Raw genomic sequence first — 12,245 nt, forward strand, 5'->3', positions numbered from 1 at the left:
TCTTATCCGGTGAAGGGGAGGATTAGCATTAATGCGACCTGCAGGGTCAGGCACAGGGCCTGGCGGCGCAGCAGGGCCAGGGCGGCCCGGCTGCGGGTCGGCCAGTCGCGCGGGTCGCTGGCTGCAGGCTTGAGGCGCAGGTCGAACAGGGCGTGGTCCAGGGCCTGGGTGTCGCCGGGCAGGTCGCTGCTGGCGCCGATGCGGGCGAACAGGTCGGCGTCCAGGGCGACGCGCAGGGCCCAATACTTGTGGGCCAGGCCGAGCAGCAGCAAGAGGCCGCAGAGCAGGTGCGGCAACGGCGCCAATGGTAGGCCCAGCAAAGGAGCCAGGGTGCAGGCCAGGGCCAGCAGGGTCAGGCCATCCGACAGGCGCTCCAGCTGGCGGCCACGGGCGAGCAGGCTGGCGACGAGGAGCAGCCTCATGGCTGGGCCTCCAAGTTATGCAATACCAGGCGATGGGCCGGGTGCAGGACCACACCGGGGCGCGCCTGGCGAATCAGCGCTTCGGCCTGGGAGGCACTGGTACAATGGCCGCTGAGCAGCAGCCAGGCGGCGACGGCGCTGGCGCTGCGCGAGTAGCCCAAGGCGCAGCAGACCAGCACCGGGCCTTGTTGATGATGGTGTTCGATGGCCTTGGCGGCCTTTTGCAGGATTTCCCGGTCTGGGGCAATCAGGTCCAGGGTCGGCAGGCTCTGGTAGTCCTGCGGCGTTTCCAGCGTCGTCATCGCGGGGCAGGGCAGTTCCGCGCTCAGGTCGACAATCGCCGCGAACGCAGATGCTTCAGTGCGCCCCGGCACTCTGCCGAGATACACGCCATCGGCCACCTCATCCGCCTGCGGATGGCGCCAGGTCCAAAGCCGCGAATTGACCCAGGCGCACAGCAGATAGGGCGCCAGCAGCCAGGTGGCGGCCACGGACAGCCGCCCATCGGCGCCTTTCTGGAAACCTGCGGCGCCGAACAGGGCATAGTTCAGCGCCACCAGCAGCAATGACAGCGCCGGCCACAGTAACCACAACCCGCCACCACCCAGTTTCATCGCCAACAGCGTCAGCACGGCCGTCCCCAGGCCATAGCGCAGCGCCAGGCGCCAACGTTTCGGGTCCTGCGCCAGACGTGCCTGTCGCCAGGGCAACGGGCCGCTATGCGGCCACAGCCACAGGCACACAAACCCCGCCAGCGCACCGGTCGGCACATCGATGAAATGATGCTGCCAGGTGGTCAGCACCGACAGGCCGATCAGCCCCATCCAGCCATGCACCACCCAGCGCCAGGCAGGATGCTGCGTATGTCGGGCAAACATCGTCCAGATGATCACCAGCAACGCTATGTGCAACGACGGTGCCTGGTTGTAGGGCTTGTCGAAACCCATCAGCACATCGAACAGCCAGCCGAACAGCCCCGACAGCTCGGGGCGCTCGAAGGTGAAACGCAGCGGCCAGAACAGGAAACTGGCCACGCAGATCAGTTGCGCCGTCAGCAGCGCCAGGGCATGGCGGTCCATCTCCGAACGCGAGCGCGGCAGCAGGAACGACAAACCGTACAGCAGGTCGATCGACCAGTACGGGATGATCGTCCAGGGCCACAGCGGCATCTGCCGTTCCCAGGCGAACACCAGGCTGCCAATGTCCTCGCGGCCAGCGGTGTAGGTATTGGCCATGCCATAGCTGAGAAAGAAGAACGGTCCGAGCAGCAACAGCCACAGGATGCCACGGCGGATCAGCCCGGTTTCACGGGCCATCAGCGCACCCGCTGTGCCAGGCTGACGCTGAAAATGCCCCACTCGTCGATGCGCTGGGTAATCTTGCGAAACCCTGCCGCCTCCACCAACTGGTCCATCTCCGCCTGGCTGCGCCGCCGCATCACCCAGGCCTGGCCGCCACGGTGGCTGGTCAGGGCACGGGCGATCATCTCCAGCTGCGGGTGCCAGGGCTGACCGGTGTAGACCAGGTAGCCACCGTCCTCGACCGCATCGGCGAGTCCCGCCAGCGAGTTGCCGACCAGCTGGTTACTGGGGAACAGTTCGTAGAGGCCTGAGACCACCGCCAGTGTCGGCTGCGGGGTGAGAGCGGCCAGGCTCGGGCGGTCGAAGGCATCGCCCTGGACGAAGCGGGCGATCTCGCCCAGGCCCTTCTCGGTTATCAAGGCATTGCCCTGTTCCACGTTCAGTTCGCTGTAGTCGCGCAGCAGGATCGAGTCGGGCAGTTGTTGCAGGCCTTGCAGCGCCTCGAGGATGTAGCGGCCATGTCCGGCGGCGATATCGACGATATGCACCGGGCGCTGCTGTTCGCGCAGGCGGGCGATGGCCAGGCGCAGCAGTTCCTCGACATTCAGCTTGCGCTGGCGGATGCCACGCCAGCCGATGGCATCCAGGTAGTTGCGGTCGATCAGCTCGCCCAGCCTGCCCTTGCCGGTCGGGGTGTTGCGGTAGACATAGTCGAGGGTCGAGCCCGAGTCGAAACCGGTGTCGAAGCCCAGCTTCACCCCCTCGGAAAGGCCTTTGCCCAAGCGCAGGCCGGCGCGGGTGGCACGCCAGTAGAGGTCGCGTGGTGAATGGCGCGGCAACGGCGCGGCCAGGCTCTCGGCCTCGGCGCAGCTGGCGCCGCTCTTGTCGGCATCGAGCAGCGAGGGCTGCGCTTGAGGTGCGTCGAAACAGTGCGTGACGAAGCGCTCGATCCGCGCCAGGGCATGGGCGCGGTCGCGTTCGCCGAGGGTGTCGTGGAAGAAGCCGGGGAGGATGTGTTTTTCCTTGCGCGTACTGCCCAGGCGGTCGAAGAACTGCTCTTGCGGCTTGCGCTTGACCACCAGGTCGGCGCCGGAGATCAGCAGCTGCGTCGGCACCTGGATCGCCTGGGCATCGGCGACCACGCGGTCGGCGGCGTCGTACAGGCCCAGCAGCATGGTGACGGAGATGGGCCGGCTGATCAGCGGGTCGGCGACATAGGACATGACCCGTTCCGGGTCGTGGGTCAGCAGGCGCGGCTTGACGTAGCTGTTGACGAAGAAGTTGCCGCGCAGGGCCTTCATCAGCTTCAGCCCGGGGCGGGCGAAGGGTACGTAGAGCTTGACCTTGAAGGCCGGCGAGGCAAGCACCAGGCAACGTACCTTTGGCGCATAATCGTGGGCCCAGGTGGCGACCAGTACCGCGCCAACGCTCTGTGCCAGCACCACCATGTCGGCCTCGGCGATGCCGTGCTGTGCCTGGATGTGCTCGATGAAGGTCTGCACGTCGCGCACGCTGGTGGCAAAGCCCGGGCTGTCGCCGCGAGCCCCTGGCGACTGGCCATGGCCACGGGCGTCCCAGGCGAAGAAGTCGTAGCCGGGCATGTCCAGCTCATCGGCCAGGTGGGCCATGCGCCCGCCGTGTTCGTGGCCGCGATGGAACATCACCACGGCCCGGCGCGGTTGGTGTTCGTTGCGCGTGGCGGGCCAGTGGCGATAGTGCAGCTCGACGCCGTCATGGGTGCAGAAGTGCAGTGATTGCGCTTGGCGCATGGCGAATATCCTTGTCCGGCAGCGAGGGGCTCAGCGGGTTTCGGCCAGGCCGTGGCGAACCCGGTTGTAGAGGGTATAGAGCGAGAGCAGCAGGATGACCAGCAGCAGGCCGTTGATCCAGGCCGCGCCCAGCAGACCGAACGCCACGCCGGTACCCAGCACGCCGAAGGCGAAGGCCCGGTCGCTCTTGCCCATCGGCCCGTCGTAGCGGCGCGACGCGCCGGCCAGCGGGCCCATCACGCCGGCGTATTCGCTGATCACCGCGAACACCACCACCAGCACCACCAGTGTCGGCGAAACGCCTGGCAGCAGAGCGAAGGGCAGGTAGAGAGCAGTGTCGGCGATCACATCGCACAGTTCGTTGAGGTAGGCGCCGAGTTTGGACTGCTGGCCAAACTCCCGGGCAAGCATGCCGTCGACTGCGTTCAGTGCCATGCGCAGCAGCATCCACACCGGGATCAGGAGGAACAGCCAGGTGACCTGGGGCAGCCAGGCCAGCAACAGGCCCAGCAGGACGGAAACGACGGCAGCGGTGACCGTCACCTGGTTGGCAGTGACGCCGCGGTCGAACAGGCGCTGGACGGCAGGGCGTAGGAACGCCTGGAAGCGGGGTTTGAGCTGATAGATCGATGGCACGTTGAATTCCCTGTCGTGGCGCGGCATGGACGCGATTGTGGGGAATCAGGCGGGGGGGCGGCAAGGGGCGCGTAGTGGAGTTGTGAGGAGGGCGAGGTAATTGCGGTGGCTTTGCCGGCATTGATCGCGGGGCAAGCCCGCTCCCACACTGTTTCCCGCGAAGGCAGGGTTGTGCAATAGGCAGGACAATCTCTCATGGTACTAGCCTTGACTCATTGATTTAGCTGGTCCCTGTGGGAGCGGCCTTGCGTCGCGAAAGGGCCGCAAAGCGGCCCCAGGTTTTGAGCCGCCTTTGAAATTGCCGGGGCTGCTGCGCAGCCCGAAAGGCTGGGCGATCTCCTACAGATTTGGCGCAACCGTTGTAGGAGCGGGCTTGCCCTGCGAGGGGCCGCCCAGCGCGTTTCGGTACTCGGCTGTAGTTCATTTCCGAAACTTGTTTCACTGCCGCCTGGCACATTGCGAGGGGGCGGCTGAACGTTCTAGTTTCGCAGTCCACCGACCGGAAACGCTGCCCGGCAGATGCCCAACCAGGGCAGCTCGACAAAGCGAGAGAGCCGATGAACCTGCTTGTTGTCCTGCACAAGTCCCGTGAGACCTATTACGGCGTCACCATTCCCGATGTACCTGGCTGTTTTTCCGCAGGCGCCACGGTCCCCCAGGCACTGGAGAACATTCAGGAGGCGCTGGCGCTGCATTATGAAGGGCTGGTGGCCGATGGCGCGCCCCTGCCGCAGGTGCAGGAAATGGATGTGCATGTGGACAACCCAGAGTATGCAGGCGGCCTCTGGGCGTTGGTGGACTTCGACGCAACGCCATACCTGGGGACGGCGGTACGTTTCAGTGCGACGTTGCCCAGGAACCTGTTGCAACGAATCGACGACAGGGTGAAGCAGGACAATCGCTACGCTTCACGCTCCGCATTCCTGGCTTCGGCGGCGCTGCGCGAACTGGCTGAGGTGTACTGAGCCTGCGCGCCCCGATCATATTCAGACACATCCTCATGGTCCTGACTGGCGTTGAAACCTGCCTCATCATGGGTGTCCAGCGGATGTACCAGGGGCATTACCAACACCAGCGGATCAGCGCAGCGCTGTTCAAACGCTGCTTCTTCATCGGCCTGGCGCTACTGGGCACGCACCTGTTGATCAGCGGTTAGCGGAAGAGGCGCTGAGCATATCGATCATCTGGATATCAAAGTCGCGCTCCAGGTAATCCATGCGCTTTTCGAAGAATGCGGCCATGTGCGGCAGTGCCGAATGCACGTCCAGAGCCGCCTTGCTGGCCCAGACCTCGAAGAACACGAACAGGCTCGGGTCTGCCTTGTCGCGCAGCATATGGTATTCGATGCAGCCCGGCTCCTGGCGGCTGGGTTCGACGTAGGGACGGAACAGTTGCTCGAAGGCTTCGGCCTGTTCCGGGCGGGTCTTGGCTTTGAGGATGAAGGCGTACTGCTCGCTCATGGGAGATCTCGGTAAGTGAAGTGAGTGATCAGATTTTAAACCAACAATATGTTTGTCATTCGTGATTTTAAGACAAATGTATTTTGCCCTGGGACAGCTGTTTCCATGCCCGGTGAGTGCCTAACCTGCCGGCAACTTCACTTACAGGGCTGACCCTCCCATGAAAAAGATCCTCCTGCTCAACGGTGGCAAACGCTTCGCCCACTCCGAAGGCCGCCTCAACCAGACCCTGCACGACGCCGCGCTGGCCCACCTGGACCGTGCCGGCTTCGATGTGCGGGAAACCTTCATCGACGGCGGCTACGACGTCCAGGCCGAGGTGGAAAAATTCCTCTGGGCCGACGTGGTGATCTACCAGATGCCCGGTTGGTGGATGGGCGCGCCGTGGACGGTGAAAAAATACATCGACGAGGTGTTCACCGCCGGCCATGGCAGCCTGTACGCCAACGATGGTCGCACCCGCTCCGATGCCTCGCAGAAGTACGGCAGCGGTGGCCTGGTCCAGGGCAAGCAGTACATGCTGTCGTTGACCTGGAACGCGCCGCAGCAGGCGTTCGATGACCCGAGCGACTTCTTCGAAGGCAAGGGCGTGGATGCGGTGTACTTCCCGTTCCATAAGGCCAACCAGTTCCTCGGCATGAGCGGACTGCCGACCTTCCTCGCCGTCGATGTGATGAAGCGGCCGGATGTGCCTGCGGCGCTGGCGGCGTACGAGCAGCACCTGGATGAAGTGTTCGGCAAGGGCCATTGAGTCCGCCCCATCGTGGGGCCGGCTTGCACAGGCTTCGCCCAGCGGTTATCAATCACGGCATACCCCTGCCAAGGTCATTCGTGTGAAAACTCGCTCCGAAGAACTCCAGGTCTTCGTCGCCGTCATCGACAGCGGCTCGATCTCCGCCGCCGCCGAGCAGATCGGCCAGACGCCGTCGGCCGTCAGCCGCACCCTGTCGCGGTTGGAGGGCAAGCTCGGCACGACGTTGGTCAACCGCACCACCCGGCGCATGGACCTGACCGAGGAAGGGCGCTTCTTCCTAGAGCGCGCGCGGCTGATCCTCGAGCAGATGGACGACATGGAAGAGCGCCTGTCGATGAACCGCCAGACCCCGTCCGGGCGCCTGCGCATCAATGCCGCCGCGCCGTTCATGCTGCACGCGATCCTGCCGTGGATCGGCGAGTTCCGCCGGCAATACCCTGGTATCGAGTTGGAGTTGAATACCGACGACCTGATTATCGACCTGCTGGAGCAGAGCACCGACGTGGCCATCCGCATCGGCGAGCTGTCCGATTCCAGCCTGCATGCCCGCTCGCTGGGCTGCAGCCCGGTGCAGGTCCTCGCCAGCCCCGATTACCTGGCGCAGCACGGCATGCCGCACAAGGTCGAGGATCTCGACCAACATTGCCTGCTCGGCTTCAGCACCCTGGAATCGCTCAACCGCTGGCCGTTGCGCCACGCCCAGGGCGACCATTGGGCAATCCGCCCGCAACTGCTTGCCTCCAGTGGCGAAACCCTGCGCCAGCTGGCCATCGCCGGTGAAGGCATTGTCAGCCTGTCGCATTTCATGACCCACGAGGACATCCGCGCCGGCCGCCTGCAGGTGCTGCTCGCAGAGCACAATAACGGCTATCGCCAGCCGATCCACGCGGTCTACTACCGCAACACCCAGTTGGCGTTGCGGATCCAGTGTTTCCTCGATTTCATCCAGAAGAAGCTGGCCGCCTACGCCTGCTGAGTTGCCTGAACGCGACAGTGTCTGCCCATTGGCGGCGCAATCCTGCCATGGTGTTTGCTTAGTCGGGTGGCTTCGGCCTTAATGACTGATCAACAAAAACAACACCAAGGAAGTGCGCATGCGTATCGTCATGTTCCAGCCACTGGCCCTCGGGGCCGCGATCCTGAGCTGCTCCTCCGCCTTTGCCGTGACGCTGGAAGGCGGCGCGGTGGCCGCCCCTGATCAATATGGCGCACAGGTGGCCGCCGATATCCTCAAGAAAGGCGGCAACGCGGTGGATGCTGCCGTCGCCACCGCCTTCACCCTGGCCGTGACCTACCCCGAGGCCGGCAATATCGGCGGCGGTGGTTTCATGACCTTGTTCGTCGACGGCAAGCCCTACTTCCTCGACTACCGCGAGGTGGCGCCCAAGGCCGCGACCAAGACCATGTACCTGGACGACAAGGGCGAGGTGATCGAGAACCTCAGCCTGGTCGGCGTACGCGCCGCCGGTGTGCCGGGCACAGTGATGGGGCTGTGGGAGGCGCACCAGAAGTTCGGCAAGCTCAAGTGGAGCGAGCTGCTGACGCCGGCCATCGGCTACGCGCAGAACGGCTTCAAGATCGCCCAGAAGCAGTACCAGTACCGCGACGACGCCCAGGGCCTGTTCAAGACCGCCACCAACTTCAACGACTACTTCGGCCACATGAAGGTCGGCGAGCTGTTCAAGCAGCCGGAGCTGGCGCACACCCTGGAGCGCATCGCCGACCAGGGCGTGAGCGAGTTCTACCAGGGCAAGACCGCCGACCTGCTGGTGGCGCAGATGCAGGCCGACAAGGGCCTGATCACCAAGGACGACCTCAAGGACTACAAGGCCGTGTGGCGTGACCCGATCGCCATCAACTGGCGCGGCAATGTGGTCTACACCGCGCCGCCGCCAAGCTCCGGTGGTGTCGCCCTGGCCCAGCTGCTGGGCATCAAGGAAGACCGCGCGGCCGACTTCAAGGGCGTCGAGCACAACTCGGCCAAGTACATCCACCTGCTGGCCGAGATCGAGAAACGCGTGTTCGCCGACCGCGCCGACTATCTCGGTGATCCGGCCTTCACCAAGGTCCCGGTCGACCAACTGGTGGCCAAGGACTACCTGGCCAAGCGCGCCGCCCAGGTCAACCCGAACGCGATCTCCGAGACCGACAAGGTCAAGCCGGGGCTGGAACCGCACCAGACCACGCACTTCTCCATCGTCGACAAGCAGGGCAACGCGGTGAGCAACACCTACACCCTCAACCTCGACTATGGCAGTGGCGTGGTGGTCAAGGGCGCGGGCTTCCTGCTCAACGACGAGATGGACGATTTCAGTGCCAAGCCGGGGGCGGCCAATGCCTTTGGCGTGGTCGGCGGCGACGCCAACGCCATCGCGCCGGGCAAGCGCATGCTCTCGTCGATGAGTCCTAGCCTGGTGACCCGCGATGGCAAGGTGGCCCTGGTACTGGGCACGCCGGGCGGTTCGCGGATCTTCACCTCGATCTTCCAGGTGATGAACAACCTGTATGACTACGGCATGCCGCTGGAGAAGGCGGTGGCGGCGCAGCGCGTGCATCACCAGTTGCTGCCCAAGGATACGATCTACTTCGACAGCTACGCGCCGCTCAAGGGGGCAGTGGCCGACGACTTGAAGAAGATGGGCTACGTGCTGGAGGACCAGGGCTGGGAGATGGGCGATATCCAGGCGATCCGGGTCACCGGGGAGAAGCTGGAGACCGCTTCCGATCCGCGTGGGCGTGGGGTGGGGATGATCGTCAAATAAGGCTGGGGTGAAATGATCGCGGGGCAAGCCCGCTCCCACCGGTCGTGGGAGCGGGCTTGCCCCGCGATGCGTTACAGGGTCAGACGCGGAACTGGCTGACCAGTGTCTGCAGGTGACCACCCAGGCGCGCCAGCTCGACGCTGGAGGCGGCGGTCTCGTCGCTGGCCGCGGCGGTCTGCTCCGACACGTCGCGCACGTTGAGGATGCTGCGGCTGATCTCTTCGGCCACGGCGCTCTGCTGCTCGGCGGCGGCGGCGATCTGCTGGTTCATCGACTGGATGTTCGACACCGTGCGGGTGATGCTCTCCAGCGAACCACCGGCCTTGCGCGCCAGCTCGACGCTGCTGTCGGTCAGGCTGCGGCTGCCGTTCATCACTTCGGCGACCTGTTGGGTGCCGTGCTGCAGGCTGGCGATCAGGCCTTCGATCTCTTCGGTGGACTGCTGGGTGCGCTGGGCCAGGCCACGGACCTCGTCGGCCACCACGGCAAAGCCACGACCGGCCTCGCCGGCACGGGCCGCCTCGATGGCGGCGTTGAGCGCCAGCAGGTTGGTCTGCTCGGCCACCGACTTGATCACGTCCATGACGCTGCCAATCTTCTGGCTTTCCTGCTGCAAAAGGGTCATCGCCTCGGTGGAGCGGTGCACTTCGTGGGCCAGGCGTTCGATCTGGCTGATGGCCTCACCGACCACCTTGTCGCCGACCCGGGCTTCGTCATCGGCGTTGGTCGCCGCGTGCGAGGCCTGCTCGGCGTTGCGCGCGACTTCCTGGACAGTGGCGGCCATCTCGTGCATGGCGGTGGCCACCTGGTCGGTCTCGACCTTCTGGCTGTTGGCGCCGGCGCTGGTCTGCTCGGTCACCGCCGACAGTTCCTCGGCGGCGCTGGCGATCTGGGTAACGCCGTCGCGGATGCCGGTGATCAGGTCGCGCAGGGTGGTGCCCATGCGAGCGATGCCCTGCTGCAGGGCGCCCAGCTCGTCACGACGGGTGACACGCAGTTCCTGGGTGAGGTCGCCGCTGGCGATGCGGTTGACCACGTCCATGGTCTCGCGCAGCGGGCGGGTGATCTGACGGGTGATGAGGAATGCGGCGAGTACGCCGACCAGCAGCGCCAGGAGGGTGGCAGTAGTCTGCAGGGTGCGGGCCTGGACGCTTTCGGCGTCACGGCGCTCGATCTGGATCTTGTACAGTTCGTCGCTGCGTTTGACGATGTCGGCGCCCTGCACGGTCATTTCGGCACGGGCCACACCGATGGCTGCGGTGGCGTCGCGGAACTGGCGCACGGCGTCGCGGTAGGCCAGCACGGCGTTTTCGAATTGCTGGATGCGTGAGGCTTCGCCCGGCAGCTGGCGCTTGAGGCTGTCGATTTCATTCAGCGCGTTTTCCAGCTGGCGCAGGGCGGCCTGCTCGGCTTCGCTGGTCAGGTCGGCGATGTAGCTGCGTACGTCAAGGCGCACCTGCACCAGCTGTTGCTTGGCCTTGCTGATCAGCAGGTATTGGGCCAGGCGGCTGGCATCGCTCTCGGCGCTGGACAGCACGGCGGCGCTGATCGCCTCGATGGCGTCATTGGCGCGGGACGCGGTCTGGTTCATCGATTCGCGGGCGGCGAGGGTGGTCTTGTAGCCCTGGCGCATCTTCTCCAGCGAGACCCGGTATTCGCTGATGCTCTGGCCCTGCTCGCGCAGCAGTTTGAGGTTCTCGGGGCTCTTGAAGGTGTTGACCAGGTGCTGCTGCTGGCTGCCGAAGGCATCGAGCTTGGCTTGGACGTTGGCCGCCGAGGCATCGTCGCCGTTGGTCAGCATCCACTGCAGGCGGGCCACGCGCAGGTTGGTCAGGTCACTGTTGAGCTGGGTGATGTCGCTCATCCAGTTGCTGCGGTCGATAAGGCTGCCCAGGCTGTTCCAGCCGGTCAGGGCCAGCAGGCCGGTCAGGACCAGGACCAGGCCGAAGCCCAGGCCGAGTTTGAGGTTGACGCTGATATTAGCGAACCAACTGTTCATGCACGCTCTCCCAGAAAATGATTTCGCTCACTTGATCTCAAAAGCTGGGCGTTGTTGTTGTCAGTTAGCCCGCAGATTTGTGTAGGACTTATCGGCAAAGCGTCGAGAAGCTGAAACGCTTTTTCAGCAAATTTATAACTTGTTGAATACGTTTGTTTTTTGATGTGGTCAATTGCGGGTGCAGACCCAGTGCACACCGACGGGCGTGCACTGTTCTGATGGGGCTATCAAAGGCTACGTGCGCTGAAGGTATCGCACTGATTTACGTCGCCACTGGAAAAACCGGCCTTGAACCATCGCACGCGCTGTTGCGAGGTACCATGGGTGAAGGAGTCGGGCACCACCCGTCCCTGCCCCTGCTGCTGCAGGCGATCGTCACCGATGGCATTGGCGGCGTTCAGTGCCTCTTCCACATCCCCCGGCTCCAGCCAGTTCAGGCGTTTCTGTGCCTGGTAGGCCCAGACCCCGGCCAGGCAGTCGGCTTGCAGTTCCTGGCGCACCAGCAGGCCGTTGTCGCCTTCCATGCGCTGGCCGTTGCGGCGTGCGGCGTCGACCTTGGCCGAGACCCCGAGCAGGGTCTGCACGTGATGGCCGATTTCGTGGGCGATCACGTAGGCCTGGGCGAAATCCCCGGCTGCCTTGAAGCGGGTTTCCATTTCGCGGAAGAAGGTCATGTCCAGGTACACGCGCTGGTCGGCCGGGCAGTAGAACGGCCCGACCGCCGATGAGGCGAAACCGCAGGCGGAATTGACCTGGCCACTGAACAGCACCAGCTTGGGATCGCGGTACTGCTTGCCGGCCTGGGCGAACAGCGCCTTCCAGGTGTCCTCGGTGTCGCCGAGGATCGAGGCGACGAACTCGGCCTGCTCGTCGTTGGCCGGCGGTGCCTTGCTGCCAACGTTGGCCGGGGCGGTCTGCTGCTGCTCCATCTGTCCGGCCAGCTGGCCGAGGATCTGCAACGGGTCCTGCCCGGTGAGCCAGCCGATGCCGACGATCAACAGGATGGCGCCGAGCCCCAGGCCCTTGCCGCCGCCGAAGCGCATGCCGCCGCCCCCTTCGCCGCGGGCATCGACCACGTTGTCGCTGCGTCGGCCTTTTCGCCATTCCATGTAGTGCTCTCCGGTTCGTGAAACAAGAAATCA

Annotated in this window: 11 protein-coding genes and 2 pseudogenes; 5 read left to right on the forward strand and 8 right to left on the reverse strand. The window is 64.6% G+C overall.

Going from position 1 to position 12,245, the window contains the following annotated elements:
* Nucleotides 1–2: 2 nt before the first annotated feature.
* The 4 genes from K5H97_RS03815 to K5H97_RS03830 are packed head-to-tail and all read right to left on the reverse strand — an operon-like array spanning nucleotide 3 to nucleotide 4,128.
* Entirely contained in the window at nucleotides 3–422 is a 420-nt protein-coding gene (locus K5H97_RS03815) for a hypothetical protein (RefSeq protein WP_028691316.1), read from the reverse strand.
* Nucleotides 419–1,738 carry a phosphatase PAP2/dual specificity phosphatase family protein gene (locus K5H97_RS03820; RefSeq protein WP_028691317.1) on the reverse strand — a complete coding sequence of 440 codons (1,320 nt, stop codon included), beginning with the start codon at nucleotides 1,736–1,738 and terminating at the stop codon, nucleotides 419–421. The genes K5H97_RS03815 and K5H97_RS03820 overlap by 4 nt, the downstream gene beginning before the upstream one ends.
* Nucleotides 1,738–3,492, reverse strand: coding sequence for a bifunctional alpha/beta hydrolase/class I SAM-dependent methyltransferase (locus tag K5H97_RS03825; RefSeq protein WP_028691318.1), 1,755 nt, complete (start codon nucleotides 3,490–3,492; stop codon nucleotides 1,738–1,740). Before K5H97_RS03825 ends, K5H97_RS03820 begins: the two co-directional genes overlap by 1 nt.
* A 30-nt stretch (nucleotides 3,493–3,522) precedes the next feature.
* A complete protein-coding gene (locus K5H97_RS03830; protein ID WP_028691319.1) occupies nucleotides 3,523–4,128 on the reverse strand; it encodes a CDP-alcohol phosphatidyltransferase family protein in 606 nt (201 codons plus the stop codon).
* Nucleotides 4,129–4,685: 557 nt separating this feature from the next.
* Between K5H97_RS03830 and K5H97_RS03835 the strand changes: the two genes are divergently transcribed.
* Both K5H97_RS03835 and K5H97_RS03840 read left to right on the forward strand, forming a co-directional pair.
* Nucleotides 4,686–5,093: a type II toxin-antitoxin system HicB family antitoxin gene (locus tag K5H97_RS03835; protein ID WP_028691320.1), complete on the forward strand. Its 408-nt coding sequence runs from the start codon at nucleotides 4,686–4,688 to the stop codon at nucleotides 5,091–5,093.
* A 101-nt stretch (nucleotides 5,094–5,194) separates the two neighbouring features.
* A pseudogene (locus tag K5H97_RS03840) lies at nucleotides 5,195–5,284 on the forward strand (sulfite exporter TauE/SafE family protein); the annotation flags it as partial.
* Here K5H97_RS03840 and K5H97_RS03845 read toward each other — a convergent pair.
* A complete protein-coding gene (locus K5H97_RS03845; RefSeq protein ID WP_028691321.1) occupies nucleotides 5,274–5,588 on the reverse strand; it encodes a putative quinol monooxygenase in 315 nt (104 codons plus the stop codon). The pseudogene K5H97_RS03840 and the gene K5H97_RS03845 sit on opposite strands and share 11 nt — an antisense overlap.
* A 160-nt stretch (nucleotides 5,589–5,748) precedes the next feature.
* Here K5H97_RS03845 and K5H97_RS03850 point away from each other — a divergent pair, with 160 nt between their 5' ends.
* From K5H97_RS03850 to ggt, 3 genes are all read left to right on the forward strand, one after another.
* Nucleotides 5,749–6,339, forward strand: coding sequence for an NAD(P)H-dependent oxidoreductase (locus tag K5H97_RS03850; protein WP_028691322.1), 591 nt, complete (start codon nucleotides 5,749–5,751; stop codon nucleotides 6,337–6,339).
* An 82-nt stretch (nucleotides 6,340–6,421) separates the two neighbouring features.
* Nucleotides 6,422–7,318, forward strand: coding sequence for a LysR family transcriptional regulator (locus K5H97_RS03855; protein WP_028691323.1), 897 nt, complete (start codon nucleotides 6,422–6,424; stop codon nucleotides 7,316–7,318).
* 118 nt (nucleotides 7,319–7,436) lie between these two features.
* The gene (gene ggt / locus K5H97_RS03860; RefSeq protein WP_028691324.1) at nucleotides 7,437–9,104 is read left to right on the forward strand and encodes a gamma-glutamyltransferase; all 1,668 of its coding nucleotides are present in this window, start codon (nucleotides 7,437–7,439) and stop codon (nucleotides 9,102–9,104) included.
* 79 nt (nucleotides 9,105–9,183) lie between these two features.
* Here the strand turns inward: ggt and K5H97_RS29945 are convergent, their stop codons facing one another.
* The 3 genes and pseudogenes from K5H97_RS29945 to ypfJ all read right to left on the reverse strand — a co-directional run bounded on the left by K5H97_RS29945 (nucleotide 9,184) and on the right by ypfJ (nucleotide 12,212).
* A complete protein-coding gene (locus K5H97_RS29945) occupies nucleotides 9,184–10,047 on the reverse strand; it encodes a methyl-accepting chemotaxis protein (protein WP_371877790.1) in 864 nt (287 codons plus the stop codon).
* Nucleotides 10,048–10,086: 39 nt separating this feature from the next.
* Nucleotides 10,087–10,968, reverse strand: a pseudogene (locus K5H97_RS29950) (methyl-accepting chemotaxis protein); the annotation flags it as partial.
* 362 nt (nucleotides 10,969–11,330) lie between these two features.
* Nucleotides 11,331–12,212 carry a KPN_02809 family neutral zinc metallopeptidase gene (gene ypfJ / locus K5H97_RS03870; protein WP_028691326.1) on the reverse strand — a complete coding sequence of 294 codons (882 nt, stop codon included), beginning with the start codon at nucleotides 12,210–12,212 and terminating at the stop codon, nucleotides 11,331–11,333.
* Nucleotides 12,213–12,245 lie beyond the last annotated feature (33 nt).

It is taken from the genome of Pseudomonas mosselii (genome assembly GCF_019823065.1).
GTDB classification, from domain to species: Bacteria; Pseudomonadota; Gammaproteobacteria; order Pseudomonadales; family Pseudomonadaceae; genus Aquipseudomonas; species Aquipseudomonas mosselii.

Coding starts and splice junctions, on each gene's coding strand:
- K5H97_RS03815 (WP_028691316.1), bottom strand. CDS start 422: ATGAGGCTGCTCCTCGTCGCCAGCCTGCTCGCCCGTGGCCGCCAGCTG.
- K5H97_RS03820 (WP_028691317.1), bottom strand. CDS start 1,738: ATGGCCCGTGAAACCGGGCTGATCCGCCGTGGCATCCTGTGGCTGTTG.
- K5H97_RS03825 (WP_028691318.1), bottom strand. CDS start 3,492: ATGCGCCAAGCGCAATCACTGCACTTCTGCACCCATGACGGCGTCGAG.
- K5H97_RS03835 (WP_028691320.1), top strand. CDS start 4,686: ATGAACCTGCTTGTTGTCCTGCACAAGTCCCGTGAGACCTATTACGGC.
- K5H97_RS03845 (WP_028691321.1), bottom strand. CDS start 5,588: ATGAGCGAGCAGTACGCCTTCATCCTCAAAGCCAAGACCCGCCCGGAA.
- K5H97_RS03850 (WP_028691322.1), top strand. CDS start 5,749: ATGAAAAAGATCCTCCTGCTCAACGGTGGCAAACGCTTCGCCCACTCC.
- ggt (WP_028691324.1), top strand. CDS start 7,437: ATGCGTATCGTCATGTTCCAGCCACTGGCCCTCGGGGCCGCGATCCTG.
- K5H97_RS29945 (WP_371877790.1), bottom strand. CDS start 10,047: ATGGGCACCACCCTGCGCGACCTGATCACCGGCATCCGCGACGGCGTT.
- ypfJ (WP_028691326.1), bottom strand. CDS start 12,212: ATGGAATGGCGAAAAGGCCGACGCAGCGACAACGTGGTCGATGCCCGC.